Source organism: Mesorhizobium sp. 43Arga, assembly GCF_053714255.1.
Genome location: NZ_JBSKBO010000001.1, coordinates 1,067,426 through 1,092,686, shown reverse-complemented (window position 1 = coordinate 1,092,686; position 25,261 = coordinate 1,067,426). Strand labels below are relative to the sequence as shown.

At 62.2% G+C, this 25,261-nt stretch carries 26 protein-coding genes, 1 tRNA gene and 1 pseudogene; 12 read left to right on the top strand and 16 right to left on the bottom strand.

Annotation, left to right across the window (positions count from 1 at the left end; all coding sequences use genetic code 11):
• Nucleotides 1-2 precede the first annotated feature (2 nt).
• Complete coding sequence (locus tag ACWGS8_RS05400; protein ID WP_454579933.1) at nt 3-1,154, bottom strand: hypothetical protein; 1,152 nt, start codon at nt 1,152-1,154, stop codon at nt 3-5.
• Between the two features lie 160 nt (nt 1,155-1,314).
• Nucleotides 1,315-1,851: a DUF1134 domain-containing protein gene (locus tag ACWGS8_RS05395; RefSeq protein WP_244277619.1), complete on the bottom strand. Its 537-nt coding sequence runs from the start codon at nt 1,849-1,851 to the stop codon at nt 1,315-1,317.
• A gap of 416 nt (nt 1,852-2,267) precedes the next feature.
• On the opposite strand from ACWGS8_RS05395, the gene chpT reads away from it, so the two are divergent.
• Nucleotides 2,268-2,897, top strand: a complete 630-nt coding sequence (gene chpT / locus ACWGS8_RS05390) for a histidine phosphotransferase ChpT (protein ID WP_454579932.1) — start codon at nt 2,268-2,270, stop codon at nt 2,895-2,897.
• 225 nt (nt 2,898-3,122) lie between these two features.
• Nucleotides 3,123-3,491, top strand: a complete 369-nt coding sequence (locus ACWGS8_RS05385) for a response regulator (RefSeq protein WP_454579931.1) — start codon at nt 3,123-3,125, stop codon at nt 3,489-3,491.
• Between the two features lie 98 nt (nt 3,492-3,589).
• Here ACWGS8_RS05385 and ctrA read toward each other — a convergent pair whose 3' ends face one another.
• Nucleotides 3,590-4,285, bottom strand: coding sequence for a response regulator transcription factor CtrA (ctrA, locus tag ACWGS8_RS05380; protein WP_006203583.1), 696 nt, complete (start codon nt 4,283-4,285; stop codon nt 3,590-3,592).
• Nucleotides 4,286-4,736: 451 nt separating this feature from the next.
• On the opposite strand from ctrA, the gene ACWGS8_RS05375 reads away from it, so the two are divergent.
• A complete protein-coding gene (locus ACWGS8_RS05375; RefSeq protein WP_027030743.1) occupies nt 4,737-5,114 on the top strand; it encodes a flagellar export protein FliJ in 378 nt (125 codons plus the stop codon).
• Between the two features lie 148 nt (nt 5,115-5,262).
• Here ACWGS8_RS05375 and ACWGS8_RS05370 read toward each other — a convergent pair whose 3' ends face one another.
• A complete protein-coding gene (locus ACWGS8_RS05370; protein ID WP_454579930.1) occupies nt 5,263-5,613 on the bottom strand; it encodes a winged helix-turn-helix transcriptional regulator in 351 nt (116 codons plus the stop codon).
• 137 nt (nt 5,614-5,750) lie between these two features.
• Between ACWGS8_RS05370 and ACWGS8_RS05365 the strand changes: the two genes are divergently transcribed.
• Nucleotides 5,751-6,677, top strand: coding sequence for an NADP-dependent oxidoreductase (locus ACWGS8_RS05365; RefSeq protein WP_454579929.1), 927 nt, complete (start codon nt 5,751-5,753; stop codon nt 6,675-6,677).
• A gap of 69 nt (nt 6,678-6,746) precedes the next feature.
• Here ACWGS8_RS05365 and sciP read toward each other — a convergent pair whose 3' ends face one another.
• Nucleotides 6,747-7,022, bottom strand: a complete 276-nt coding sequence (gene sciP / locus ACWGS8_RS05360) for a CtrA inhibitor SciP (RefSeq protein WP_006203587.1) — start codon at nt 7,020-7,022, stop codon at nt 6,747-6,749.
• A gap of 288 nt (nt 7,023-7,310) precedes the next feature.
• On the opposite strand from sciP, the gene mnmA reads away from it, so the two are divergent.
• The gene (gene mnmA, locus ACWGS8_RS05355) at nt 7,311-8,501 is read left to right on the top strand and encodes a tRNA 2-thiouridine(34) synthase MnmA (RefSeq protein WP_454579928.1); all 1,191 of its coding nucleotides are present in this window, start codon (nt 7,311-7,313) and stop codon (nt 8,499-8,501) included.
• Nucleotides 8,502-8,546: 45 nt separating this feature from the next.
• Here mnmA and ACWGS8_RS05350 read toward each other — a convergent pair whose 3' ends face one another.
• Nucleotides 8,547-9,506 (bottom strand): Gfo/Idh/MocA family protein, encoded by a 960-nt coding sequence (locus ACWGS8_RS05350; RefSeq protein ID WP_454579927.1) that lies wholly within the window; start codon nt 9,504-9,506, stop codon nt 8,547-8,549.
• A 240-nt stretch (nt 9,507-9,746) separates the two neighbouring features.
• On the opposite strand from ACWGS8_RS05350, the gene ACWGS8_RS05345 reads away from it, so the two are divergent.
• Nucleotides 9,747-9,823, top strand: a tRNA-Met gene (locus ACWGS8_RS05345).
• Between the two features lie 443 nt (nt 9,824-10,266).
• Here ACWGS8_RS05345 and ACWGS8_RS05340 read toward each other — a convergent pair.
• From ACWGS8_RS05340 to ACWGS8_RS05310, 7 genes are all read right to left on the bottom strand, one after another.
• Nucleotides 10,267-11,169 carry a LysR substrate-binding domain-containing protein gene (locus ACWGS8_RS05340; RefSeq protein WP_454579926.1) on the bottom strand — a complete coding sequence of 301 codons (903 nt, stop codon included), beginning with the start codon at nt 11,167-11,169 and terminating at the stop codon, nt 10,267-10,269.
• A 9-nt stretch (nt 11,170-11,178) separates the two neighbouring features.
• Nucleotides 11,179-12,048 (bottom strand): alpha/beta fold hydrolase, encoded by an 870-nt coding sequence (locus ACWGS8_RS05335; RefSeq protein ID WP_454579925.1) that lies wholly within the window; start codon nt 12,046-12,048, stop codon nt 11,179-11,181.
• On the bottom strand, nt 12,045-12,368 hold the full coding sequence (locus tag ACWGS8_RS05330) for a hypothetical protein (RefSeq protein ID WP_454579924.1): 324 nt from the start codon (nt 12,366-12,368) through the stop codon (nt 12,045-12,047). The genes ACWGS8_RS05335 and ACWGS8_RS05330 overlap by 4 nt, the downstream gene beginning before the upstream one ends.
• A 77-nt stretch (nt 12,369-12,445) precedes the next feature.
• Nucleotides 12,446-13,624, bottom strand: a complete 1,179-nt coding sequence (locus ACWGS8_RS05325; RefSeq protein ID WP_454579923.1) for a muconate/chloromuconate family cycloisomerase — start codon at nt 13,622-13,624, stop codon at nt 12,446-12,448.
• A gap of 59 nt (nt 13,625-13,683) precedes the next feature.
• Nucleotides 13,684-14,553 carry a dioxygenase family protein gene (locus ACWGS8_RS05320; RefSeq protein WP_454579922.1) on the bottom strand — a complete coding sequence of 290 codons (870 nt, stop codon included), beginning with the start codon at nt 14,551-14,553 and terminating at the stop codon, nt 13,684-13,686.
• Between the two features lie 39 nt (nt 14,554-14,592).
• Nucleotides 14,593-15,117 (bottom strand): flavin reductase family protein, encoded by a 525-nt coding sequence (locus tag ACWGS8_RS05315; protein WP_454579921.1) that lies wholly within the window; start codon nt 15,115-15,117, stop codon nt 14,593-14,595.
• Nucleotides 15,104-15,709 carry an FAD synthetase gene (locus tag ACWGS8_RS05310; RefSeq protein WP_454579920.1) on the bottom strand — a complete coding sequence of 202 codons (606 nt, stop codon included), beginning with the start codon at nt 15,707-15,709 and terminating at the stop codon, nt 15,104-15,106. The genes ACWGS8_RS05315 and ACWGS8_RS05310 overlap by 14 nt, the downstream gene beginning before the upstream one ends.
• A 230-nt stretch (nt 15,710-15,939) precedes the next feature.
• Here ACWGS8_RS05310 and ACWGS8_RS05305 point away from each other — a divergent pair, with 230 nt between their 5' ends.
• Nucleotides 15,940-17,523, top strand: coding sequence for a 4-hydroxyphenylacetate 3-hydroxylase N-terminal domain-containing protein (locus ACWGS8_RS05305; protein WP_454579919.1), 1,584 nt, complete (start codon nt 15,940-15,942; stop codon nt 17,521-17,523).
• A 125-nt stretch (nt 17,524-17,648) separates the two neighbouring features.
• On the opposite strand, the pseudogene ACWGS8_RS05300 reads toward ACWGS8_RS05305, so the two are convergent.
• The 3 genes and pseudogenes from ACWGS8_RS05300 to ACWGS8_RS05290 all read right to left on the bottom strand — a co-directional run.
• Nucleotides 17,649-18,013 (bottom strand): annotated as a pseudogene (locus ACWGS8_RS05300) (DNA polymerase III subunit alpha); the annotation flags it as partial.
• Between the two features lie 713 nt (nt 18,014-18,726).
• Entirely contained in the window at nt 18,727-20,058 is a 1,332-nt protein-coding gene (locus ACWGS8_RS05295) for an aspartate aminotransferase family protein (protein WP_454579918.1), read from the bottom strand.
• Entirely contained in the window at nt 20,055-20,945 is an 891-nt protein-coding gene (locus ACWGS8_RS05290; RefSeq protein WP_454579917.1) for a MurR/RpiR family transcriptional regulator, read from the bottom strand. The genes ACWGS8_RS05295 and ACWGS8_RS05290 overlap by 4 nt, the downstream gene beginning before the upstream one ends.
• Nucleotides 20,946-21,024: 79 nt before the next feature.
• Between ACWGS8_RS05290 and ACWGS8_RS05285 the strand changes: the two genes are divergently transcribed.
• The 5 genes from ACWGS8_RS05285 to ACWGS8_RS05265 all read left to right on the top strand — a co-directional run bounded on the left by ACWGS8_RS05285 (nt 21,025) and on the right by ACWGS8_RS05265 (nt 25,255).
• The gene (locus ACWGS8_RS05285; protein WP_454579916.1) at nt 21,025-21,861 is read left to right on the top strand and encodes a 3-keto-5-aminohexanoate cleavage protein; all 837 of its coding nucleotides are present in this window, start codon (nt 21,025-21,027) and stop codon (nt 21,859-21,861) included.
• A 129-nt stretch (nt 21,862-21,990) separates the two neighbouring features.
• Entirely contained in the window at nt 21,991-22,743 is a 753-nt protein-coding gene (glnH, locus tag ACWGS8_RS05280; protein ID WP_454579915.1) for a glutamine ABC transporter substrate-binding protein GlnH, read from the top strand.
• Between the two features lie 82 nt (nt 22,744-22,825).
• On the top strand, nt 22,826-23,482 hold the full coding sequence (glnP, locus tag ACWGS8_RS05275; RefSeq protein ID WP_454579914.1) for a glutamine ABC transporter permease GlnP: 657 nt from the start codon (nt 22,826-22,828) through the stop codon (nt 23,480-23,482).
• Entirely contained in the window at nt 23,479-24,207 is a 729-nt protein-coding gene (gene glnQ, locus ACWGS8_RS05270; protein WP_454579913.1) for a glutamine ABC transporter ATP-binding protein GlnQ, read from the top strand. Before glnP ends, glnQ begins: the two co-directional genes overlap by 4 nt.
• Nucleotides 24,197-25,255: a C45 family autoproteolytic acyltransferase/hydolase gene (locus tag ACWGS8_RS05265; protein WP_454579912.1), complete on the top strand. Its 1,059-nt coding sequence runs from the start codon at nt 24,197-24,199 to the stop codon at nt 25,253-25,255. The genes glnQ and ACWGS8_RS05265 overlap by 11 nt, the downstream gene beginning before the upstream one ends.
• Nucleotides 25,256-25,261: the final 6 nt, after the last annotated feature.

The following is a 25,261-nucleotide window of genomic DNA, read 5'->3' as shown; positions in this document are numbered from 1 at the left end:
CTTCAGTTCGCGTCCGCCTTCTGCAAGGCCCGCACGCGGTCGGCGAGGCTGCGATCGCCGCTGTTGGATCGGCTGTCCTGCGGCGCCGCCAGCGCCTTGGCGATCGGGGAATCAGGCCCCTCGAGCTTGGCCGTCAGGTGGACGACTTCAGCCGCCAGCTCGTTCATCTGCTCGCGCAGCGCCGCACTGCCATTCGCAGCACCCGACGAGGCAACAGCGCCGAGATCCGCCTTGAGCCGCTTGTTCTCGCGCGCCAGTGCCGTCAGCCTGGCCTCCAGCCGCTCGCGGTCGCTGTCGAGCTTGGCGATCGCCTGGTCCAGATCATCGCGCTGTTTGGCCTCGTCATGCCTGCCCGCTTCATCCGGCTTGCCGACCAGCCGCAAGGTCGGTCCGCCGTCCTCGGCCTTCGCCTTTTCGCGCAGCCGCGCCAGCTCCTTTTCGCGGCGATCGAGCTTGTCCTCGCGATCGGCGAGCGTCGCCAGCAGCCGTTCGACCTTCTTGTCGAGTTCGGCCACCCTTTTCTTCTCCGCCTTCAGTGCGTCGCGCGCGGCCTTGCTTTCGGCCGCGATCTCCTGCTGGCGCCGGTCCGCTTCCTTGCGCTGGCCGCGCAGGAGCGCGATATCGCTGGCTAGCTTCTGCAATTCCGACTCCCGCGCCACGAGCTCGATCTGCCGGCTGGAGGAGGAAAAACTGGCATCGTCATACATGCGCTCCAGCTTTTCGAGCTCAAGCGCCCGCTTCTCCAGCTTGCGTTCGGTTTCCTTGAGCAGCTCCGAAAGCCGGTGCAGTTCCTCTTCGCGCTGCCGCAGCGCCTCGTTCTTGGCGCCGAGTTCGGCGAGCGCGTGGTTCTTGTCGGTGCGTTCAATCGCCAACCCCTTCAACGCCTCGTGGCCACGACCGATCTCGACGAGCTGTTCGGCCGCTTTCTCGCGCAGCGCCTTGACGTTCATTTCGAGGCGGCGGTTTGCCATGGCGTATTCCGCCCGGACGCGGTCCTTGTCTGCCTGGATTTCGGTCTGCGTGAGCGGGATAGAGGCCTCGATGCGCCTGCGGGTCAGCGCGACGGCACGCCGCCAGACGGCCGGAGCCACGATCAGCGCCAGAAAGCCGGCGCAGAGAAAGCCGAGGGCAAAGAACAGGACCGATTGAACCAAAGGACTACCCGCTATCGGCGGCAACCGCCGGAACTGGACCGCATCATACTGGCATGGCGGAAATCCGGCGCTGCGGCAAGAGCTTGCCGCAGCGCGTGGAGGGTCACAGGCCTACAATTCCCACCGAAAACTTGGCATTGCGGTCACGATCGGTTGGACTTTAGAACGGATTCCAGGTCGCCCGCTCGGTCAGTTTCAGATAGCCGAGATTGACGCCGAGCCGGGCGCCGACGCCGGTGCGGATCGGCACCAGGAGCACATTGTTGTTCTTCAGCACATTGAAGCCGACGCCCGCCACCACATAGGCCGAACCGGCGACGCCGCCATAGCGGTTGTAGAGGTTGCTGACATCGTCGAGATTGTAGACCAGCATCATCACCCGGGACCCCTCGCCGCCGAAATCCCAGCCCAGCGACGGGCCTTGCCAGAACACTTTGTGGTCGCCGGCATTCTTGGTGTAGAGTGTGCCTTCGCCGTAGGTCAGGCCGCCGATCAGCGCGCCCGACCCCTCCTCACCGAGCAGATAGCCATTGGGCAAGCCGTAGGAGGCGAAGATCTTCTCGACGACGGTGGCGAGCCCACCCGATGTCGCGCCGAAGAACTTGTGACCGGAATCGATAATCTCCTGAGCGGTGTACTCCTGGGCCCGCAGGGCTGAAGTCGAGAAGACGAGAACGCCCATGAGCGTGATCGCCATTGAGCAGACACGGAGAAACTTCCGGCCTGAGATGACACGGAGGAAACTCCGGTCGTAGAATCGGGAAAACATGCTTCCAATCTCCGTCATGAAGCACTTTCGCCGACGCCTCGCATCCGGTCCGGCTCTTTAGGCGGCCGTTAAGGATGACTGTTAGGGGCAAACTATGCCGTAATCCTTTTTCAACCATTAACTCCCACAGGAAGATGGCGGTTCGAAGGCTGGCTTTTGGGGTCGCGCGGCGCTGAAAGTCCGCGCAAACGCGCCATTTGCCCCGACGACGATTTTGGATTTGTTGCTGTACATACGAGTGCTGTGTATTCAGAAAGCCTCGGGTTGAAGCGTGATTCGTGTGGGCAGGCGCGACGATCAATCGCTCGGCCAGGAATTGTGGAATTTTGCAGGGATTTTCACCGATGGCCGATCTGTTCACCCTTTCCGCGCCTGACCTCGCGGCGCTTCTGTGCAGCCGCGTCTGTCACGACATCATCTCGCCGGTCGGCGCGATCAACAACGGGCTTGAACTGCTTGACGAGGGCGGCGCCGACGAGGACGCCATGCGGCTCATCCGCCAGAGCGCCAGGAATGCCTCGGCCCGATTGCAGTTCGCCCGTATCGCCTTCGGAGCGGCAGGCTCCGCCGGCATGCTGATCGACACCGGCGACGCCGAAGCGGTGGCAATCGCCTTCCTCAAGAACGAAAAGCCGGATCTGACCTGGAACGGGGCACGCGCGCTGCTGCCCAAGAACAAGGTCAAGCTGCTGCTCAACCTGATCCTGGTCGCCAACGCCGCCATTCCGCGTGGCGGCAAGCTGGTCGTCACCCTCGAGAATCTCGAAACCGAGCCGCGCATTTCCCTTTCGGCAAGCGGCCCGATGCTCCGCGTGCCGCCGAAATTCCTCGAACTGCATTCCGGTCACAAGCCGGAAGAGCCGATCGATGCGCATTCGGTGCAGCCCTACTACACGTTGCTGCTGGCCCGCGAGGCCGGCATGACGATATCGATCCATGCGACGGCGGAAGAAATTGTGCTTTCGGCAGCCTGAGCGTCCGGCCAGTTTGCCGGGAAAACAAAGTATTTCAACAGCGTAATACTGCCGCGACGGCTCAATCCGCGGTGGCAGCGAAGCATTCGTGAAGAAAAGCTTCTCCGAAGGCATCTTTCCAAAAATTTTACCTAAAGACTTTTCGGGTTCTTTACCAGATCGGCCTAGGGTGCTCGTCAGATGCCCCGCACGACCGGATTGCCCCAAGGCAAAGAGGACCCGGAAATGAAACGCTGCATGTTCGTCGACGATTCAAGCGTCATCAGGAAAGTTGCAAAACGCATCCTGGGCGGTTCCGACATGGTGGTCATCGAAGCAGCCAGCGGGCTTGATGCACTGGAGATGTGCGCCGCCGACATGCCCGACATCATCGTCGTCGATGGCGCCCTGCCGGACGTGCAGGCGGTTGACCTCATCCGCCGTGTGCGCGCCATGGAAAGCCCGATAAAGCCGCAGATCCTGATCTCGCTGGTCGAGCTCGACATCGCCTCGATCATGCGGGCCAAGCGCGCCGGCGCCCAGGGCTATCTCCTGAAGCCGTTCAATCGCCCGCAACTGCTCGAGCGCTTTCGCAACCTGAAAATCGCCGCTTGAGGCGGCGGAGCCCTCTCATCGCCGATGCGTGACGCAAAAACCCGGCCGAAGCCGGGTTTTTTTTCGAAGATGGCAATGATTCGGGCGGCGCTCGCCGCTCAGGCGCTGACGCGGATGTCTTCGGGTTCGCGCAGCACGTAGCCGCGGCCCCAGACCGTTTCGATATAGTTCTGGCCACCGGACGCAGCGTCGAGCTTCTTGCGCAGCTTGCAGATGAAGACGTCGATGATCTTCAATTCCGGCTCGTCCATGCCGCCATAGAGGTGGTTGAGGAACATTTCCTTGGTGAGCGTGGTGCCCTTGCGCAGCGAGAGCAGCTCCAGCATCTGGTATTCCTTGCCGGTGAGGTGCACGCGCTGGCCGCCGACCTCAACGGTCTTGGCGTCGAGGTTGACCACTAGGTCACCGGTGGTGATGACCGACTGGGCGTGGCCCTTGGAGCGCCGCACGATGGCATGGATGCGCGCCACCAACTCGTCCTTGTGGAACGGCTTGGTCATGTAGTCGTCAGCGCCGAAGCCGAGGCCGCGGACCTTGTCCTCGATGCCGGCCATGCCGGAGAGGATCAGGATCGGCGTCTTTACCTTGGAGAGGCGAAGCGTTCTCAGGACCTCGTAGCCGGACATGTCGGGCAGGTTGAGATCGAGAAGGATGATATCGTAGTCGTAGAGTTTGCCCAGATCGACACCCTCTTCGCCGAGGTCCGTCGTATAGACATTGAAACTTTCCGATTTCAGCATCAGTTCGATGCTTTGTGCGGTTGCACTGTCATCTTCTATCAGCAGAACACGCATTTCATTCCCCTTTTCTGCTGCCGGACCATTTCACGACCCGTCCTGCCCCGGAGCAGTGGTTGCCTTGTGCAGAGGCTGCCATTGAATGGTTAACAAAACCTAATTTCCCGTCCATGACGGTATCAGATTTTTTAACGCCTTTCTACACCCTCTTGAATCTAATAACGAATCTCATACCCAAATTCCTAATGCAACACATTAACAACCTGGACTAAGCGACTCCAGGGACTCATCGACGCGCCTTCGCTTCGGCGGCCGGAATTTTTACCCGGCCTTAAGTCCTGACCCGTATGATTAACAATGCCCGTAAACGAATGGTTACCGCCGGCAAAAAACTTTAGGGTTTTGTTTCCTATAGTTCGGGAGATGCCGGTGGACACGGGCAACGCCTGGGCCTTTCCAGGTGGTTTGGACGATATGTGCGGGTGTGCGTTTCCGGGAGTACCGAATCATGAAGTCACGTGAAAACCTCGTTCGGCTGAAACAGTTTCAGGTGAATGAGAAGCGGCGGCAGCTGCTGCAGCTCGACATGATGATCGCCGAGTTCGAACGCATGGCCGTCGAACTGGAGCTTCAGATCACCGCCGAGGAAAAGAAAGCCGGCATCACCGACATCAATCATTTCGCCTATCCGACCTTCGCCAAGGCGGCGCGCTTGCGCCGCGACAACCTCAGAAATTCGCAAAGCGACCTCGCCCAACAGCGAAGCGCTGCCGAATCATTACTCGGTGAAGCTGAAGCGGAGCTTTCCAAGGCAGAAATGCTGGAATCGCGCGACACCAAGGTCCGCGAAGCCGAAACCGGTGGCCGCAGCGCCATGATCGGCTGAACCGGCCGAGATCCGCATCGGCGCATTCGCGCGGGTGCGCGCCTGGAGCAATTCCAGGAAAAATGCCTGGTCCGGCCGAATTGCCACGGAGATCACCGATCCCAGGCAATTCCAGGAAAAGTGTGAACGGGGCTCCCCAGGAATTGCCCTAGGCGGCCCAATCCCCGTCATTTGCGGCGATCGCCCTGGCACGGGCATCCTTAATGTCGGGCGCGTGCTCCTCCGCCCATGCCCTGATCTGGGTAAGCAAAGCCCCCAGATTTTGGCCGAGCTCGGTCAATTCATATTCAACGCGCGGCGGAATGACCGGGAAGATCTCACGCCGCACCAGGCCGTCACGCTCCAGCACGCGCAGTGTCTGCGCCAACATCTTGGGCGTGATGCCCTCGAGCTTGCGGGCGAGTTCGCCATTGCGCAGCCGGCCTTTGCGCAGCGCGCAGACCACCAGATAGACCCATTTGCTGGCCAGCATTTCGAGCACGGTGTGTGAAGGACACATCCGCCGGAACGCATCATAGCCGAAAGGGGAGTCGTCATTACTATCCATGAGGTGCGTATATATCAAAAAGGTACATACTGGACAAGGGAATATTACTATCCAAATGATAGCGGCGCTAACCAAGCAGGAGAGATACCATGCGTGCCGTTATCCAGAATTCCGTAGGCGGACCCGAAGTCCTTGTCATTGCCAACCAGCCGGACCCGACGGCAAAGCCCGGTCAAGTGCTGGTTCGCGTCAAGGCAGCCGGCATCAATCCGGTCGACGGCGCCGTCCGCTCTGGTCACTATAAGCTTCTCGGAGAGCCGCCCTTCATCCTCGGCTGGGATATTTCGGGAACCGTCGAGGCGCTCGGCGCCGGTGTCACCGGCCTCAAGGTCGGCGACGAGGTGTTCGGCATGCCGCGCTTCCCCAAGCAGGCGGCGGCTTACGCCGAGCTCGCCGCAGTGCCGGCCGACGAGGTCGCGCTGAAGCCGAAGGCGGCGGACCATATCCAGGCAGGCGCGTTGCCGCTGGCCGGTCTGACCGCCTGGCAGGGCCTTGTCCGCCATGGCGCCCTGAAATCGGGCCAGCGCGTGCTGGTGCACGCGGCCGCCGGCGGCGTCGGCCATCTGGCGGTGCAGATCGCCAAGGCGCGCGGCGCTTACGTCATCGCCACAGCCAGCCCCAACAAGCTCGATTTCGTCCGCAAGCTCGGCGCCGACGAGGTCATCGACTACACCCAGGGCGATTTTACCGGCCTGATCAGCGACATCGATCTGGTGCTGGACCCAATCGGCGGCGACCATGCCGAACGCTCGCTGAAGGTCATCAGGAACGGCGGCGTGCTGGTGTCCTTGCTGAACCTGAACGACGCCACCAGGGCGCTGGCCAGCGCGCGCGACATCCGCGTCGAGCGCATGTCCGTCGTGCCCGACCGCGAGGGCCTGGTGGAGCTTGGCCGGTTGATCGACGCGAACAAGCTCGCCGTTCACGTGGCCAAGAGCTTCCCGCTCGAAGAGGCCGGGGCCGCCCACGCTTTTCTCGCCACCAGGCCGATCGGCAAGGTGGCGCTGACGGTTTGACCAATAAAGACACGACCTAAAAGCAAAAGGGCGCGGAATGCCGCGCCCTTTTGTATCTTCAGCCCGGCTCTAGTGCCGGTATTGCTGGATGCGCGTCGTGCGCAGCCCGGCAAGGCCATATTCGTCGATCGACGCCTGCCAGGACAGGAATTCCTCGGTGGTCAGCTTGTAGCGCTGGCATGCCTCTTCGAGGCTCAAAAGCCCGCCGCGCACCGCCGCGACCACTTCCGCCTTACGCCGGATAACCCAGCGACGCGTGTTGGTCGGCGGCAGATCGGCAATCGTGAGAGGGCTGCCGTCGGGCCCGATAACATACTTAACTCTAGGTCTAACCAGATCGGTCATCGTACTCTCTACAAAAAACTCAAAGACCCAATCCCCGCCACGTTACCGCCACAGCTTTAAAAATTGCCTAAGCAGACCCTAATGACTAGGTAAGGATCGTGAACGCCGCGTTAGTGTTTTCGCAGGCATTTGAAACATCCGGCTGGAAGCCTTGAATTGGTTGGAAAAAATCCGGCCGATCGCGGATCGCCCGCAATCCGTTGATCGCCTTGCAAGCTGGCGCCGGCGGAAAGCTTGACCTATATTCTCGACATTGGCATTGAGACGCCGCGCAAAATGAAAGCATCCATGAACAGTCTCGACCTTCCCGGACGTCCCGAAAACACCCGCATTGTCGTCGCCATGTCGGGCGGCGTGGACTCGTCCGTGGTCGCCGGCCTGTTGAAACGCGAAGGTTATGATGTCGTCGGCGTCACCTTGCAGCTCTACGACCACGGCGCGGCCACGCACCGGGCCGGCTCATGCTGCGCTGGACAGGACATTGACGATGCCCGCCGCGTTTCCGAGACGCTGGGCATTCCCCACTATGTGCTCGATTATGAGGAGCGCTTCCGCAAGGCGGTCATCGACCCCTTCGCCGAGAGCTATGTCGCCGGCGAGACGCCGATCCCTTGCGTGTCCTGTAACCAGACGGTGAAGTTCGCCGACCTCCTGGCCACCGCCAAGGAGCTCGGCGCCGACGCGCTCGCCACCGGCCACTACATCCGCTCCGGCGCCAATGGCGCCCACCGCGCGCTCTACCGGCCGGTCGATGCCGATCGCGATCAGAGCTATTTCCTGTTCGCCACCACGCAGGCGCAGATCGACTATCTGCGCTTTCCCCTGGGCGGCCTGTCGAAGCCGCAGGTTCGCGCCATAGCCGAGGAGATGGGGCTGACGGTGGCCGCCAAGCAGGATAGCCAGGACATCTGCTTCGTGCCGCAAGGCAAATATTCCGACATCATCGCCAAGCTGAAGCCGGCCGCCGCGAATCCAGGCGACATCGTCCATATCGACGGCCGCGTGCTCGGCCGCCACGAAGGCATATTGCGCTACACGATCGGCCAGCGCCGCGGCATCGGCATCGCGTCGGGCGAGCCGCTCTATGTCGTCCATCTCGATGCCGAACGGGCGCGCGTCGTCGTCGGCCCGCGTGAGGCGCTGGAGACCCACAAGATCTATCTGCGCAACATGAACTGGCTTGGCGACGGGCCGCTTAGCGATATTCCCGCCGGCGGCCTCGAACTGTTCGCCAAGGTGCGCTCGACCCGGCCGCCGCGTCCGGCGGTGCTGCGCCACATCGCGGGCGTGACGTCGGTCGAACTGGCCGACGGCGAGTCCGGCATCGCGCCCGGACAAGCCTGCGTGCTCTATTCCGACGACGGCAACGAAGCGCGCGTCTTCGGCGGCGGCTTCATCGAGCGCTCCGAGCGCGGCGCCGAGGCCGAAGCCATGCTGACGAAGCTCGCAGCAAGGCCAGCGCAGGTTCCCGCCGAGTAGGCAATCGCCTGCTCTGTCGCACTAAGGGTACGACGCGGCCTTCCTTCAAGACTTCGTGTGGGTGACCGTGCCCGCCGTCAGGATGCGCAGCACCCTGATTGCTTCCTCGCCGCTGGTGCGCGGCTCGCCCCGCGTCTCGATGCAGTGGATGAAATGCTCCAGCTCGCGGGTCAGCGGCATGCCTTGCGCGACCGCGACATAGGACGGCTCGTTGGTGGTGAAGGCCCATTGGCCGCTATCCTGCCAGACCGCATGGCGGTAGACGGCAAGCTTGCGCTCCCATGGCTCGACATCGTCGAACACCGCCATCGCCTTGGTGCCGACCACGGTCAGCCGTCGCTCGCGGTAGGGATTGAGTCGCGAGGTGAAGAGATGGCTGCGCAGGCCGTTGGGAAAGCGCATGTGCAGATGCGCGAAGTCGCTGAGGCTGTCGAGGAGTGCCGCACCCTCGCCGCGCACGTCGATCGGCTCGGTGCCGGTGATGGCCAGGATCATCGACAGATCGTGCGGCGCCAGGTCCCACAGCGCATCATTCTCGGTATGGAACTTGCCAAGGCCAAGCCGGTGCGAGTGGATATAGCGGACCTCGCCAAGCTCGCCATTGTCGATCAGCCCCTTCAGCGTCTCGAAGGCGGGATGAAAACGCAGGACATGGCCGACCATGAAGACGCGCCCATTGTCCTTGGCCGCCTGCACCGCGCGTTCGGCGTCCGGCACCGTCAGCGCGATCGGCTTTTCCACCAGCACGTCCTTGCCGTTTTCAGCGGCGCGCACGGCAAGGTCGGCATGGTATTGCGGCGGCAAGGCCATGACGATGGCGTCGACGTCGTCCCGGCCGAACAGCTGGTCCGGCTCGATCGCCAGGCAATCCTGTTCGCTGGCAAAGCCTTCGGCACGCGCCCGGTTGGCGTCGGAAACCGCGTGCAGCGCGCCAAGCGCCTTGAGGGTGCGGATATGGTTGCTGCCCCAGTATCCGCAACCGAGGACTGCAATGCGCGGCTTCATCTGTTTCAAACTCTAAAAACTCGTGGCCGAGACATAGCGACGTGCCCCTTCGAACTCAACCCCGGCGGTTGCAACCAAATGTCCATGCGGCAAAGCTTTTTCGGCAATGAGAATATGCGGCGATATGGAATGCTTCGAAGCTTGACAGGCTCGCCCTCCCAACCTTATATCCGCGCGACCTTGGCGAACGCCTCGAAATGCCTTTCGATTTAAGGCGGATTTCGGGCCTTTCGCCGCCCTGGCGGGGTAGCTCAGTTGGTTAGAGCACGGGAATCATAATCCTGGGGTCGGGGGTTCAAGTCCCTCTCCCGCTACCAATCCTAAAAACGCAAACAATTCTCTGTCGCGGACACCGCGCCGTTGAAGCCCAGCGCTGGCGCGGGTTGCTGTCGGAAGCTGGGGATTGGCCCTGGCCTACGGAGCGCAGATTGTTCTCCGAATTGGCCCACATTCTCCAAAGCTGGGGACTAGGCCGTTTCGACCCCCAGCTTGTGATGTCAGCAATTTCAACGACATGGCGTCGGTGCCCGTTGGCAAGAGTTTGTGTGTCGCTCGGTAGCCAAGTTACGAGCGAAATGATCCCGCACTTTTGGATTTTGGACGGCGGCAATGGGGCCGACTGCGGACGGTCTGGTGTTGGCCTTGAGGACCAGTTGAGCTGCCATTCTGGTATCAACTCATCGATAGGCGGCGACACCTTGAGCTAAACCGGTTCCACTTCGGTTATGTCCGCGATCATCGCATCACCGACGCGACGTATTCAGACCGGCGGACCCGAGTGCGAAGCCCGCGCTATTTTCCGAGCCAATTCAAGAAAGCCGAACAAATGCGGCGAGCGGTTGTCTCGTCGATAGTTGAGTGAAAGCTCGGTTCCCGGATTGTGGCCTCCGTATTTCCGATAAACAATGCCGGGCCGTTGATTTTCGCTGACCGATGCTGGCACGACCGAGATGCCGACGCCAACCGAAACCAGGCTCATCGCTGTAAGATAGTCCTGGGCCATGACCTGCAAGGCAGGAACAAAGCCGTCAACCTTGCATACGTCGAGCACATAGTCCGCGTAACTTGGCCGTGGGCGCCGCGGAAAGAGGACGAAAGTAGCATTCTTGAAATCTGCGAGATGGAATGGTTGCTCACGATTGGCATAGCTGTCGGGAAGCGCCAAAACCAGCGGTTCCTTCACGAGCGTTTCGGATTTGACCTCCGCGTCGTCGATCGACGGGCGCGCCACCGCAATGTCGATTTCCCGCTGGATCAGGGCTCGTCGCAACTCGGCATTGTTCATGGCCGAAAGCGCCAGTTCGATATCCGGATGCGCGCCGCGGAAAGCCCTGATGATGTTGGGCAGAACACCGAAGGTTGCCGTTCCGACGAACGCGATCCGCAGGCGCCCCGCGACACCCTGCCCGATCCGCATCACCTCACGTTCCGTCTGGTCGACGCGTTCGAGGATTTCCCTTGCCCGCTCCAACAGCAATTCGCCTGCCTGGGTGAGCCGAATCTGGCTGCGGCTGCGGTCGAACAGGGCCGCGCCGATCTCCCTTTCGAACTGAGCGATCTGTCGGCTTAATGGAGGCTGAGCAATTCCGAGCCGCGCCGAGGCGCGCCCGAAATGAAGTTCTTCGGCCACTGCCAGGAAATAGCTCAGCCGTTTGAAGTCCATCGCCGTCCGTCAGGCATCCATCAGCCGCGCAGGCACCCGCGTGACCCTTTCCAGTGCCTCCTTGAAATAGGCCCTGAAGGCAGCGGGGTTCTCGCTCATCGGAAAATGACCAAGATCCTTCATGATCGCAAGAGTGGCACCCTTGATCGCGGCTGCCGTGCGTTGCGCGTCTTCAGGAGTGCAGGTCATGTCGTACTCGCCGCACATGATATGGACGGGCGTGCGCCGCGTATCGATGGACGCGAGCCGGCCGACGAGGCTGTCATCGGACGTGTAAAAGCTGAGGTCTCCCCGAAAAACGCCTGGCCCGGACTGCATGAACATCCACAGTGTGGTCCAACGCTCTGCGTCGGGCGCCTGCGGCGCGATGTTGGCCGAGACGAGGGCGGCGCCCATTTCACCGCCATGCGCATCGGGCCGGTGAAACCAATCGATATCATACCATGCCGGCTGGAAATCGGACGCCTCGATCGCGATGAAACCCGAGAAGGATTCAGGATGGAGGGCTGCCAGTTGCAGCGCAATCCTCCCACCCATCGAACATCCGGCCAGCAAAGGCTTTTCCAGCCCTGCCGCACGGCAGAATGCCAGCACCGTCTCCATGTAGGTCTCGGTCGAGAGCAGATACTCCGCGGTCTCGAACCCCTCCGGCGGCAGCGACTTTCCGTGCCAGGGCATGTCGAAGGCGATGAACCGGTGGGATCGGGTGAACGCCTCGTCGTTCAGGACGGACCGCCACTGCCGCGTGTCGGCGCCCGCCGTGTGAAGGCACACGACCGGATGGCCCTGGCCGGCTTCCTCGAAGTAGATGCGCTGCCGGGCATTTCCCACCGTGAGATTGACATAGCGGCCCACGATCGGCTCGATCGAAGATTTCATGAGAAACGCTCCTTGCGCCCCAACGCCATGAATTCCTTGAAGTACCGCAAGTTCTTGACCAGCGTCAGGATATCGCCGTCGATGCTGCCGTTCCCGTATTTCACCAGTCCGAAAATGTCATGGAAACCCGGCTTTGGCAGAGGTTGCCAGAATTCGCGCAATGCATCGCCCTTCGCTCGCAGCGCAAACCGCCAAGGAAGCTTCTTGCTCGGACCTTCCTTGATCTCGACAACCCTTCCCTTCTCGAAGGTCAGGTAGAATTCGTCCTGGTCGACCTCGATCAGGATGGTTTCGTTGAAGAGGCGGCCAAGCCGCAGCAAATGAGGTCTCCGCTCGAGGGCGGCCGCCATGTCGTCGAGTCGCTGGCGTAAATTTCGAACGCGCGGCATGGTCGGTCTCACATCTTACGGGCCATCATGCGCACCTTGTCCTCGTCCAGCGTCACACCGAGCCCCGGCCCGGCCGGCACGCGTATTTCGAATTCCTCGAACACCAGCGGCGTAGCGACAAGATCCTCGACCAGTATTCGCGGACCGAAATGTTCGCTTCCCCATTCGAGGCGAGGCAGTGTCGAGAAGACGGCCATGTGGGCCGCGGCGCCGATGCTGCTCTCCAGCAGGCAGCCGCCGTAGAGTTCGATTCCGAACGCCTGGGCGATGCCGGCGGCCCGCTTGAGTTCCAGGAGGCCGCCGCTCTTGACCAGCTTCAGCGAATAGACGCTGCCGCAGGCCTGCGTCGCCACGCTGGCCAGCTCCGAATTGGTGAACGCAGCCTCGTCGATGAGAAGCGGAATGTGCGTGCGGGCCGCGACGCGCGCCATCGCTTCGCGTTGGCTTGCTTGAACGGGCTGTTCGATCAACGCGACATTGAGTTCCTCAAGAGCAGGAAAAAGCCGGATGCAAAGCGCCTCGGTCCACGCCTGATTGACATCGACGATCAGCTTCACGTCGTCACCCAGGCCGGCACGAAGATGTTGCAAGCGCACGATGTCGGCCTCAGGCGAGTTGAAGCCGAGCTTGATCTTGAAATCCTTGTGGTGGCGCAGCCGGAGCTTTTCCCTCGCCTCCTCGAGTTCCTGCCCGGCATCACCCGAAGCAAGCGCCCAGATGACACCCATCCGATCTCTGACCTGTCCGCCAAGCAAGGCACTGACGGGCAGCCCGAGCGTATGGCCGACGGCGTCGAAGAGCGCCGACTCCACCGCTGCTTTTGCCGCGAAATTGCGCGTTGCGGCCTTGGCCATGCGCACGGCATTGGCTTCGAAGAGCATGGCGTTCTGACCAACAAGCGCAGGTTCGAGGTAGTTCGCTATGGCGGCCCAGATGGATTCCACGCTTTCTTCGGCCCAGCGCGGTCCTCCGAGCGTGGAGGCCTCACCAATCCCGGTGACGCCGTTTTCAAGCTGGACGCGTACGAGGACGAACCCTTGGTGCGCTATCTCGGTATTCGAAAGCTTGTGGCGACGGACTGTCGGCGCCTCGATGATGGTCGCGGCAATCGATCTGACCCGCGTGTCGCGCGCAAGCTCGATGGGAGCGGCGCGGGGTGGAATGTTCTCGGTGACGTTGATCGACATACCGACTGCCCTCGGGAGAACCCGCCTGGGCAAGCACCAGGCGGGTCGATTGCTGACTGTTATTCGGCCGCGACGGCGATTTCGGCAGCCTTTGGCTTGAGCTTGAAGTCGAATTCCATGACCAGGTCCGTGTCCGATCCGGCAGGCGCTTTGTGCAACTTGCCGATCAGGCTTTCCTTGACGGCGAAGACCGCATCGTTGTCGAGGTATTTCGTGTCGGCGTCGTAGATCTGCGAGACCAGGCTTTGGTAACCGTCCTTCTGGATCATGAAGTGGATATGCCCCGGCCGCCACGGATGGTGGCCCATATAGTTCAGCAACTCGCCGGCCGCCCCATCGTAGGGAATTGGATACGGCGCCGGGCGGATACCTACAAATTCGTACCGGCCCTCTTCATCGGTGAGGAAACGGCCCCGCAAATTATAGTCGGGCTGGTCCGGATCCTGCTGTTCGTAGAGACCGTTCGGAGCGTCTTCCCACACATCGATGATGACGCCCGGAATGGGCCGCCCCGACGTGTCGCTGATTGCGCCGCTGACGCGCACGCTCTGACAGCCTTCGAAGCTCTTCTGGACGATCGAGGCGCCTTTCGGCAGCACCGGCGGATTCTCGCGATAGAATGGCCCAAGAACGGTCGACTCGCTTTCGCCGTCTGTGACGGTGTGGTCGAGCATGTCGACGAGGACCTCTATTCCGAGGATGTCGGAAAGCAGGATGAATTCGTTGCGGGCGTCATCCGAGATGTGGCCGGCGCGAACCAGGAACTGGCAGGCCTGGATCAGTTCGGCATGCGTCACCTTGGTTTCGATGCAAAACGCATGGATGTGCCGGATCAGATTCTCAAGAATCTGGCGATTGCGCGCCGGGATATCCAAAGACAAGGCTCCGATCACAACGTCCGAGATGTTTTGCTGGGTCACATTGCGCATATTTTCCTCCTTGAATGGCAGCGTGGGTTTGTTTTTGGGTCACCACATGAGTTCAGTTTCGATCTGCGGCATGCTCGCAGGGGCCTTGCGGGTGTCTTCGAGCGAGCCGAACTTGCCTTTGAAGAACAGCAGCGGATCGGCATTGCTGTCCCAGTTGAGCGCCCGGACGTGGCCGACGAAGATCGTGTGATCGCCGGCAAGGATCTCGTCGCGAACTTCCGCCGAAAAGGTGGCGAGCGCGCCGCGGACCACCGGCAGCCCGTCGAGTGAATCGAACAGACCGTGAAGCTCAGGATTGGGCTTGCCTGCAAAATGCCAGGCGATCTTGTCCTTGCCGGACGCCAGAACACTGACAGCAAATCGGCCCGAGGCCTGTATCTTTCCAAGCATGCGCGCTTTCTCGGCGACCGAGATCGCAATCAGCGGCGGGTCGAGCGATATCGACATGAATGCATTGGCGGTCATCCCGTGGTCGTATCCATCCCAATGGGTGGTGATGACGTTGACCCCCGTGGCGAAAAGCCCGCATGCGTCGCGGAACGTCCGTTGCTCAAGCTGTGACATGTGATCCTCCGCTTGCATGAACAGCACGGGCGTATGGCCGGCCGGACCACCCTTCGAGTATCTCGGCCTCGATAGAGCGTCCCGCGGCCCTCAGGGCGCGGATACGCGAGCTCGACACGATCTCTCCGGCCTCGCAACGCACGGCCGGAAGGATGCGGGTGTCGAAGTAGCGAGCGAGGAGCAGCGGATCGCCGCTCTTGCAGGAACCGAACCGGAAGTCTGCTCCGACCCAGATGACCTGTGGCATCAGCGCGCCGATCTCGCCGACGAAGTCACCTGCCGTGCGGGCCCGATACGCCGCGTCGAAGCGAGCGACGATGATGTGGTCCGGTCCCAGCAGGCTGATCCTCGCCACCTTGTCCTCGATCGACGTCAGCGGCCGGACGCCGCACAGCAGCGCCTTGGGAGGCGGGTCGAACGTGTAGACCACCGACGCAACACCCAGCGTGCGGGCCGCGATGACCGCCGTTTCGATCAGTTCCTGATGCCCGCGATGCACGCCGTCGAACGACCCGATCGTCAGGACGCTGGCGGAAAGCCTGAGCATGTCCTCACCATGGACGGACGTCTCGATTTCTCTGCGGTGAACCATGGTCTCCTCCCATGTTCGCGACCGGGGGCGCCATCCTCTCGGCACCGTCGACGAACGAAATCTAACGCTAGGTGGCGACGCCAGCGATACCCGATCCGGTATCGCATGATACCTATCATTAGCACTTCATCGGCGCGTAGCCTCCGGTCTTGGAAGGGAAGAGGAACCCTTTTCTAAGCCCGACGCCGGCTAGCGAATGCCTGGTCCGGCCCAATGGAGGAGTACAGGATATGCATAATCTGGCTGCCAAGCCGGTGCTTGATACCCAAGCACCGGGCACCGATGCCTACACCGGTGCCGAATTCCTGGAGAGCATCCAGGACGGCCGTGAAATCTATATTTATGGCGAGCGCGTCAAGAATGTCACCCAACATCCGGCATTCCGCAACTCGGCCCGGATGGTTGCGCGCTGGTACGACCGCTTCCACGAAAAGAAGAACGAGATCGGCGTGTTGACGGACACCGGCTCAGGGAAGCTGACGCATCCCTTTTTCCTCGGCTCCAAAACCACCGAGGATCTGGTCAGGTCGCGCGATGCGATCGCCGAATTGCAGAAGGTTTCCTACGGTTGGATGGGACGTTCGCCCGACTACAAGGCTTCTTTCCTTGGCACGCTCGGCGCCAATTCGGCCTTCTACGGAGACTATGCAGGGAACGCCCGCAACTGGTATGCCCGCACCCAGGAACGTCTCGACTACTGGAACCACGCGATCGTCAACCCTCCGATCGATCGGGACCGTCCGATCGAGGAAGTCCGCGACGTGTTCATGCATGTGGACAAGGAAACGGACAAGGGGGTGGTGGTGTCGGGCGCGAAAGTCGTGGCGACCGGCTCGGCGCTGACCCACTACAATTTCATCGCCCATTACGGCATCCCGATCAAGGACAAGTCCTTCGCGCTGATCTTCACCGCGCCCATGGACTCGCCCGGCATCAAGCTGATCGCCCGCTCGTCCTACGAGTTCAACGCGGCGGCAACCGGATCGCCCTTCGACTATCCGCTCTCCAGCCGTCTGGACGAGAACGACTCGATCCTGGTCTTCGACAAGGTTCTGGTTCCGTGGGAGAACATCTTCATCTATGGCGACGTCGACAAGATCAACCAGTTCTTCCCGGCATCCGGCTTCGTCCCGCGCTTCACCCTGCATGGCCTGACGCGCCTGTCGGTGAAACTGGACTTCATCGCCGGATTGTTTTCGATGGCTGTCGAGGCGACGGGATCAAAGGACTTCCGCGGCGTCCAGGCAGGCGTCGGCGAAGTCATCGCATGGCGCAACACCTTCCATGCGCTCGGCGACGCCATGGTCAAATCGCCGGTTCCATGGGACGGTACCGCCGGCTACAATCTCCCCAACCTGAACGCAGGCCTTGCCTACCGCGTGCTCGCGCCGATGGCTTACCCCAGAATCAAGGAGCTCATCGAACGGCACGTCGCCAGCGGCCTGATCTACCTGCCGTCGAGTTCGGCCGATTTCGAGAGCGAGGCGATCCGGCCCTACCTCGACCGCTTCGTGCGCGGTTCGAACGGTTATGCAGCGCTCGATCGCGTCAAACTGCTGAAGCTGCTTTGGGATGCCATCGGAACCGAATTCGGCGGACGCCACGAACTGTATGAACGAAACTATGCCGGCAACTACGAGAACCTGAGGATCGAAACCCTGAACGCCGCCACCGCGACCGGAGATCTGGCCTCGATGCAATCCATCGTGAAGGACTGCATGAGCGAATATGACCTTTCCGGCTGGACGAGTTCAGACCTCATCAATCCGGACGACATCAGCCTCGTCGGCCGAGGCACCGTTCAGGCGGCATAGAATGATGGGACCGTTCCCTTGTGGGGGAGCGGTCCCAACCCCTTCCTCTCCGAAGCGTATGACAAGGCTGCGAGACCGGAGGAAAAATGCCTGCCCTGAACCTGCAGCGCCGGGGGCGAGCTGGCCTAAACCAACTCCACCTCGACCACATCGGGCACCGCCCGCATCGCCGACGCCACCTGCGGCGAGATGCGGTAGCGGTTAGGCAATTCGATCTCGACCTCGCCCTGTCCGGCATCCTTGATCAGCACGAAGCTCACCTGCCCTTCACCCCTTGACCGAAAGCTGGTTGGCGAGCGTGCCGAGAGGTGCGGAATCGCGCACGAAGATGCGCAGCGCCTTCTGGATGCGGCTGGCCTCGTCCTCCACCGGACTGCACGGTCTGGATGCGCAGATTGATGCCATCCGGCCGGTCTTCCGCCGAAACGGTGATCACCACCGAGCGGCCAGGCTCCAGCATGTCGCGATACTGCGCAAGCCCCTCGGAGTATCCGCAAATGGCAACGTCCGCTCTTTGCGTGCCATCACGATCCATTTAATGACCGATATGAGGCGCGAAGCTGCCGTTCGCGTCGTGGAAAACGTTCGTCGGTTTCAGGTCAGACTTTCTCGTTCCCCGCCGGTCTTTGCAGCACCAAGACAGGTCCATCACGCCCAACACCGTAGAAAATATCGCCGGGGTTCTGAGCGGGGGGAAAGGCGGTAGCGCTCTCCCTCTACCAAAATCACCTAAGTTATTGAAATAACTGGAAAACCAGGCGCTATCGGCAGCGCCATCGGGCAAAATTCCTCAATAATTTCAAAGTTTGAACGATTACCGACCGGTGCCCATGGCCGCTTCAAGCAGATACATTCGAGATGAAGTCCGAGTGCGGACGACGGCTGTTCTCGCTGAGTGTGCAATTACAACATGCATCATCGATCAGCGGAGGTGCGCCCACTCCCGATGGAGCCGCGCGGACGTCACGCCCTGGCGGGCGACGGCCGCCCTGCAGATCAACAGCTTTGGACGGAAAGGAGCATGCGGGGTCCAGAACAGCGAGAAGCGCCAGACACGATCATCCGCCGTGAATCTCGCGAATGGCTGCAGGGGAGCGATGGCTGACAGAGAGCTTGAGGCTTCGCAAGCTCAGAAGCGGACTTTCAAAAAGCCTGTGTATTCGACCTAAAACGGACCTGCGGCAACAAGGGGCAGAACGTCGGCTAATCTGATGCGCGCAATGCCGCGTCGATGGCATCGCCAAGCCGATCCACGATCGCGTCAATAGCGGGTATATCGCAAATGAACGGCGGAGCCAGCAGCACGTGGTCGCCTTTGATTCCGTCGATTGTACCACCCATCGGGTAGACGAGCAGGCCGCGCGCCATGGCTTCCTTCTTGATCCGCGCATGCAACTTTCGCTTGGGGTCGAAAGCCAGCCTGGCCGAGCGGTCCTCGACCAGTTCGACCGCCATGAAGAGGCCGCGTCCGCGAATGTTGCCGACATGGGCATGGTTGCTGAAGCGCTCGCCGAGCCGGCGCGCCAGATGCGCGCCCATGGTCTTCACGTTGTCGAGCAGCCTGTCGCGCGCGATGACCTGCTGAACGGCAAGAGCCGCGGCGCAAGCCATGGGATGGCAGATGTAGGTGTGGCCGTGCTGGAAGAGGCCCGAGCCGTTCGCGAAAGCGTCGAATATCTTCTGGCTGAGCAGGACGGCGCCGATCGGCTGATAGCCGCCGCCGAGCCCCTTGGCGATCGTCATCAGGTCGGGAGCAACACCATCCTGTTCGCAGGCATGAAGCGTTCCGGTGCGGCCCATGCCGCACATCACCTCGTCGAGGATCAAGAGCACGCCGTAGCGGTCGCAGATGTCGCGGATGCGGCGCAGGTAATCCGCCACCGGCGGCACGGCGCCCGCGGTCGCGCCGACCACGGTCTCGGCGACGAAAGCCATGACCGTTTCCGGCCCGAGCTCGAGGATCTTGTCTTCAAGCGCCCGCGCCGCGCGGGCTGCGTAGTCCTCGTCCGCCTCGCCGGCCCGCTGGAAGCGATAGGCAAAGCATGGGTCGATGTGATGGGTCTCGATGAGCAGCGGGCGAAACTGCGCGCGGCGCCATTCGTTGCCGCCGGTCGCCAGCGCGCCCAGCGTGTTGCCGTGATAGCTCTGCTTGCGCGCGATGATGTTGCGACGCCCCGGCTCACCGACCTCGACGAAATACTGCCGGGCCATCTTGAGCGCCGCCTCGACCGCTTCCGAACCGCCTGAGACAAAATAGCAGTGGCTGATGCCGGCGGGCGCGTCGGCGACGAGCCGGTCGGCGAGCGCCTCGGCGACGTCGCTGGTGAAGAACGAAGTATGAGCATAGGCGAGCTTGTCGGCCTGGCGGTGCATGGCGGCGATGACATCGGGATGGCCGTGGCCGAGGCACGAGACGGCGGCGCCGCCGGACGCGTCAATATAGGCGCGACCGTTGCTGTCGAAGAGCTCGATGCCCTTGCCACCGCTGGCGACGGGAAGCGAGCCGTGGATCTGGCGATGCAGGATATGGGTCATGCTTTCCTCCGGCCGCGCGGCGGCAAGATGTGGATGTCGAGTTGGGAGAGCTGGTCTTCGGTGCGGCGGATGGCGGCCAGCGCCTTGTCCCCGCCCTTGCCGGCGATCAGCGCGGCGAGGATCTCGCCGACGACGAAGGCCGGCGCCATGGCGTGGAAGAAGGACGGACTTTCGGTCGGCACCAGCACCGACAAGGCGGCCAGGCGGGCGAGCGGCGAGACGGCGCTGTCGGTGAGCGCGATCACCGGCACGCCGCCGGCGGCGGCGCGACGGGCAAGATCGACGGTCAGCCTGGTGTAGGGAGCCACGCTGACCACGAACAGGACGTCCTCTTGTGTCGCGAGACGAATGGCGTCGGTGCCGGTTCCGGACGCGCCGTCCAGCATCAGAGCCTTCTCGCCGAGGAAGGACATGACGTAGGAAAAATGCGCGACGACCGGATGGCTGGAGCGCAATCCAAGGCAGAATATCCGGCGTGCCGCGTGGAGCCGTTCGGCTGCCGAGGCAAGCGTATCGAGCCGTGCGGGTTCGCCAAGCAGGGCGATCTGCTCCAACAGCGACCTCAACATCTCGCCGGCCAGGACGCGGTCGCCGACCTCGCTTTGCCGCGCAAGCTGCGTGCCGGCCTTGCCGGCAAAGCCGAGCTCGCCCTGGCGCATGGCATTGGCATAGAGCGAGCGCAGCGGCTCGTAGCCGTCGAAGCCGAGGCGCTTGGCCAGGCGCACCATCGTCCAGGGCTGCAGGCCGGCGCGCCGCGCCTGTTCGCGCATCGACAGAAGCGCCACATCCTCGGGATTGTCGAGAAGATAGCGGGCGGCACCCTGAAGCTGCGCCGGCAAGCTGTCGAAGACTTCGACGATGGCATCGGTGAGCGGCGCGCGGATCATGCGGCAACCATAGACGCGAACGCGGCGCCGTGCAATATATGGTGCATAAATTTCCAATCTGCAACAAATGGAGCTATTGATGTCGGGGCAAAATCGCGTTGCGATCGCCGTGGCGCCGAATGGCGGTCGGCGCACCCAGGCCGATCATCCCGCCCTACCGATGACACCGGATGAACTGGCGGATGTGGCCGCGGCGTCGCTCGAAGCCGGCGCCGCCATGATCCATGTCCATGTGCGCGACCGTGACGGGCGCCATTTGCTCGACGCCGATAGCTACAGGGCCGCGACGACGGCGATCAGGGCAAGCGTCGGTGACCGGCTCGTCATCCAGATCACCAGCGAGGCGCTTGGCATCTACCGGCCAGAACAGCAGAGGCGGGTGGTGCTCGAGACACGTCCCGAGGCGGTTTCGCTCGCCTTACGCGAGCTTGTACCGGATCAAGCGCATGAGGCAGGTTTTGCCTCGTTCCTCGAAAAGCTGCGCGCCGAGAGAGTAATCCCGCAGATCATCCTCTATTCGCCTGAAGAAGCAACATACTTGGCGGCGCTTGCGGGCCGCGGCGTGATCCCCTTCGACAATCTGCCGGTTCTCTATGTGCTCGGCCGCTATACGGTGGGGCAGACGTCCGCTCCAGCCGACCTCCTGCCGTTCCTGGCGCCCGGCAGTCCGTCCTTTGGCCACTGGATGGTTTGCGCCTTCGGCGGCCAGGAAACGGCCTGCGTTACCACCGCGGCATTGCTCGGCGGCCATGCCCGCGTCGGATTCGAGAACAATCTTTTCCTGCCCGACAGGGCGCTCGCCCCCGGAAATCAGGACCTCGTGACGGCCACGAGGCGGGCAGTCGAAGCCTGCGGGCTCGCTGTCGCAAGCGCCGACGCGCTTAGACACCAGTGGGGCGCCGCCGGAAGCATTTGAATTTCCGCTGGGCGTCGTCGAAATGCAAATCTGCAGTGCATTTGATACACAAAAGCATTTTCGATTTGCGACACCGCGTCGACAGTGCTAGGGTTCCCGCGCAATTCCAACAAAAAGGGGAACCCGAAAATGAAGTTCGCACTTGCAAGTCTCACCGCCGCCGCGGCCGTCGCGGCAACGCTCATCCTTGGCCAGCCGACCCTCGCCGACGACCTGATCGTGGCGACGGACACCGCCTTTGTTCCGTTCGAATTCAAGGAAGGCGACAAATATGTCGGCTTCGACATCGACCTGTGGGCCGCGGTCGCCAAGGATATCGGCGTGACCTATACGCTGCAGCCGATGGACTTCAACGGCATCATCCCGGCGCTGCAGACCAAGCAGGTCGATGTCGGGCTCGCCGGCATCACCATCAAGGACGAGCGCAAGAAGGTCATCGACTTTTCAGATGGCTACTACGACAGCGGCTTCCTTTTGATGGTGCCTGTAGACAGCACGATCAAGGGTCCGGATGATCTCGTCGGCAAGACGCTCGCCGTGAAGACCGGCACGTCGGCGACCGACTACGCCAAGGAGCACTTCAAGGGCACGGAGTTGCGCCTGTTCCCGAACAGCGACAACGCCTATCTCGAGGTCGCGACGGGACGCGCCGACGCCGCCATGCACGACACGCCGAACGTGCTCTACTACATCAAGACCAACGGCCAGGGGAAAGTGAAGACCGTCGGCCCGCAGATGATGGCCCAGCAATACGGCATCGCCTTCCCGAAAGGCAGCCCGCTCGTCGCCAAGGTCAATGCCTCCATCGCCAAGCTGAAGGGCGACGGCACTTACGCCGACATCTACAAGAAGTGGTTCGGCACCGAGCCGCCGAAGAGCTGATCACGGGGGTCCCTTGGATCTTCCCCTTGGATCTCAGGGCGCGCTGGCATGGCCGGCGCGCCTTCCCTGAAGGATAGCTCTCATGGATTTCGACTGGTCCGTCATCTGGCAGGCCCTGCCCGAGCTGTTGAAGGGCGCCCGCCTCACGGTGCTGATCGCGCTGGCCGGGCTCGCCGGCGGGCTGGTGATCGGCTTCGCCGCTGGCCTGGCGCGCGCCTACGGCAACATCGTCCTCAACGCCATCGCCATGGTCTACATCGAGATCATACGCGGTACCCCGATCATCGTGCAGGTGATGTTCATCTATTTCGCGCTGCCGATCCTGGCGGATGTCCGCATCAACCCGCTGGCGGCGGCCGTCATGGCGATCATCATCAATGCCGGCGCCTATATCGCCGAGATCGTGCGCGGCGCTTTCCTTTCCGTGCATCGCGGATTGCGCGAGGCCGGCCTGGCGCTCGGCCTGCCCTTCTGGAAAGTGCTTCTCTACATCATCGGCCCGCTCGCCTTCCGCCGCATGATCCCGGCGCTCGGCAACCAGTTCATCGTCAGCCTGAAGGACACCTCGCTGTTCATCGTCATCGGCGTCGGCGAACTCACCCGGCAGGGCCAGGAGATCATGGCTGCCAACTTCCGCGCCGTTGAGATCTGGTCGGCGGTGGCGATATTCTACCTCATCATGACCGGCACGCTCACCCTGATCCTGAGACTGACCGAAAAGAGGATGCGCATCCTGTGAGCATCGTTGAGTTCAGACAAGTCACCAAGCGCTTCGGCCAGGTGACCATCCTCGACCAGGTGGATCTCTCGATCGAGCCCGGCGAGAAGGTTGTCCTGATCGGCCCATCCGGCTCCGGCAAGTCGACGCTGCTGCGCTGCATCAACGCGCTGGAGGAGATCAACGGCGGCGACCTCGTTGTCGATGGCATCAGCGTCAAATCCGGCGGCCGCAAGGTCCGTCTGATCCGCCAGGAAGCCGGAATGGTCTTCCAGCAGTTCAATCTGTTTCCGCAGATGACGGCACTCGAGAATGTCGCCTTCGGCCCGCGCCGCGTGCGTGGCGAAACGCGGCAGGAGGCACGCAAGCAGGCGCTGGAAATGCTCGCCAAGGTCGGCCTTGCCGAACGGGCGCATCACTTTCCGAGCGAGCTTTCCGGCGGCCAGCAGCAGCGCGTCGCTATCGCCCGCGCGCTGGCCGTCAGGCCGAAACTGATGCTGTTCGACGAGCCGACCTCGGCGCTCGATCCCGAATTGCGGCATGAAGTGCTGCGCGTGATGCAGGCGCTGGCCGAGGAAGGCATGACGATGATCGTCGTCACGCACGAGATGGCTTTTGCCCGCAAGGTCGGGACCAGGCTGATCTTCATGGAAGGCGGCAAGATCGCTGTTGACGGAGAGCCGCGGGACCTGCTTGCAAACCCGCAAAACCCCCGCTTGAAAGAGTTTCTCCAGCATGTCGCGTGATGCCGGCCGCCGGCTTTCCTTCATCGATGTCGCCGGGTCGCCCTATGACGTCGGGGCTGCCCTTGGGCATTTCGGCCGAGCGGCGCTGCACGAGCATTTCCAGACGTCCGCGGCATGGCGCGAGCTCAACACGCGGCGTGCCGATCCGCGCATCGGCACGATGGCGACGATCGTGCGGGAGCGGTTTCCCCGATACTGGGCCGAACTGCACGGCCTCGCCGCCGGGCTCGAATTGGGGTTCGACGATGTGTTCCTGTGGAACTGCCGCGGTGACATCTGGGCGATGGCGCCGGATGGCTGCACGACCGTTCAATTGCCCGGTTCCCCCAATGTCATCGGTCACAACGAGGATGGCGATCCGGATTTCGCCGGCCACTGTGCGCTCGCGCATGTCGCCTCGGAAGGTGGCAATGAATTCACCGCCTTCGTCTATCCCGGCTCGCTGCCCGGGCATACGCTCGCGGTTACGTCGAAAGGGCTGGTGCAAACTGTCAACAACATCAGGCCGCTGGCCGGCGGCGCGGGGGCGCCGCGCATGGTACTCGCCCGCGCTGTACTCGACGCACCGGACCTCGACGCGGCGCTGGCCCTGCTCAGATCGGTGCCGCGCGCCGGCGCCTTCCACCTGACCCTGGCGCAGGCAGGCGACGAGCGGCTGCTGAGCATCGAGTTCACCGCGCAGGCGCTGTCGGCCGACCGGGTCGAAGCGGCGCGTGTCCATTCCAACCATCTGATCCATGCCGACACCGGGCGCATATCTCAGATCGTCACCGGCTCGTCAGGCGTGCGCCAGCGACGGGCCGAAGCCCTGCTCGGCCAGAAGTCTCAATCGGACCCGAAAGGTCGCGCGCTCGCCATCTTGTGGGACGCCGCCGACGCGGAGCTGCCGATCTATCGCACCGATCCGGCCGACAGCGATGTCGAGAACACCATGGCAAGCGCCGTCTTCCGCGTCGGGGCTGACAAGGTCGAGTGGGCTGTCTACGATGGAGCGCACGAAGCAGTGCGTTTCGACATGCGGGATGGGCTGGTCCCTGTCGCGGGGTGAACAGGA

What these genes read in the sequence shown, in the direction of transcription:
- glnH (WP_454579915.1), top strand. Translation starts at nt 21,991, where the DNA reads ATGAAGTTCGCACTTGCAAGTCTCACCGCCGCCGCGGCCGTCGCGGCA.
- sciP (WP_006203587.1), bottom strand. Translation starts at nt 7,022, where the DNA reads ATGACCGATCTGGTTAGACCTAGAGTTAAGTATGTTATCGGGCCCGAC.
- chpT (WP_454579932.1), top strand. Translation starts at nt 2,268, where the DNA reads ATGGCCGATCTGTTCACCCTTTCCGCGCCTGACCTCGCGGCGCTTCTG.
- ACWGS8_RS05370 (WP_454579930.1), bottom strand. Translation starts at nt 5,613, where the DNA reads ATGTGTCCTTCACACACCGTGCTCGAAATGCTGGCCAGCAAATGGGTC.
- ACWGS8_RS05285 (WP_454579916.1), top strand. Translation starts at nt 21,025, where the DNA reads ATGTCGGGGCAAAATCGCGTTGCGATCGCCGTGGCGCCGAATGGCGGT.
- ACWGS8_RS05395 (WP_244277619.1), bottom strand. Translation starts at nt 1,851, where the DNA reads ATGGCGATCACGCTCATGGGCGTTCTCGTCTTCTCGACTTCAGCCCTG.
- ACWGS8_RS05265 (WP_454579912.1), top strand. Translation starts at nt 24,197, where the DNA reads ATGTCGCGTGATGCCGGCCGCCGGCTTTCCTTCATCGATGTCGCCGGG.
- ACWGS8_RS05385 (WP_454579931.1), top strand. Translation starts at nt 3,123, where the DNA reads ATGAAACGCTGCATGTTCGTCGACGATTCAAGCGTCATCAGGAAAGTT.
- ACWGS8_RS05305 (WP_454579919.1), top strand. Translation starts at nt 15,940, where the DNA reads ATGCATAATCTGGCTGCCAAGCCGGTGCTTGATACCCAAGCACCGGGC.
- ACWGS8_RS05375 (WP_027030743.1), top strand. Translation starts at nt 4,737, where the DNA reads ATGAAGTCACGTGAAAACCTCGTTCGGCTGAAACAGTTTCAGGTGAAT.
- ACWGS8_RS05335 (WP_454579925.1), bottom strand. Translation starts at nt 12,048, where the DNA reads ATGAAATCTTCGATCGAGCCGATCGTGGGCCGCTATGTCAATCTCACG.
- ACWGS8_RS05350 (WP_454579927.1), bottom strand. Translation starts at nt 9,506, where the DNA reads ATGAAGCCGCGCATTGCAGTCCTCGGTTGCGGATACTGGGGCAGCAAC.
- mnmA (WP_454579928.1), top strand. Translation starts at nt 7,311, where the DNA reads ATGAACAGTCTCGACCTTCCCGGACGTCCCGAAAACACCCGCATTGTC.
- ACWGS8_RS05315 (WP_454579921.1), bottom strand. Translation starts at nt 15,117, where the DNA reads ATGTCACAGCTTGAGCAACGGACGTTCCGCGACGCATGCGGGCTTTTC.
- ACWGS8_RS05290 (WP_454579917.1), bottom strand. Translation starts at nt 20,945, where the DNA reads ATGATCCGCGCGCCGCTCACCGATGCCATCGTCGAAGTCTTCGACAGC.
- ACWGS8_RS05310 (WP_454579920.1), bottom strand. Translation starts at nt 15,709, where the DNA reads ATGGTTCACCGCAGAGAAATCGAGACGTCCGTCCATGGTGAGGACATG.
- ACWGS8_RS05325 (WP_454579923.1), bottom strand. Translation starts at nt 13,624, where the DNA reads ATGTCGATCAACGTCACCGAGAACATTCCACCCCGCGCCGCTCCCATC.
- ctrA (WP_006203583.1), bottom strand. Translation starts at nt 4,285, where the DNA reads ATGCGTGTTCTGCTGATAGAAGATGACAGTGCAACCGCACAAAGCATC.
- glnP (WP_454579914.1), top strand. Translation starts at nt 22,826, where the DNA reads ATGGATTTCGACTGGTCCGTCATCTGGCAGGCCCTGCCCGAGCTGTTG.
- ACWGS8_RS05365 (WP_454579929.1), top strand. Translation starts at nt 5,751, where the DNA reads ATGCGTGCCGTTATCCAGAATTCCGTAGGCGGACCCGAAGTCCTTGTC.
- ACWGS8_RS05320 (WP_454579922.1), bottom strand. Translation starts at nt 14,553, where the DNA reads ATGCGCAATGTGACCCAGCAAAACATCTCGGACGTTGTGATCGGAGCC.
- ACWGS8_RS05340 (WP_454579926.1), bottom strand. Translation starts at nt 11,169, where the DNA reads ATGGACTTCAAACGGCTGAGCTATTTCCTGGCAGTGGCCGAAGAACTT.
- ACWGS8_RS05295 (WP_454579918.1), bottom strand. Translation starts at nt 20,058, where the DNA reads ATGACCCATATCCTGCATCGCCAGATCCACGGCTCGCTTCCCGTCGCC.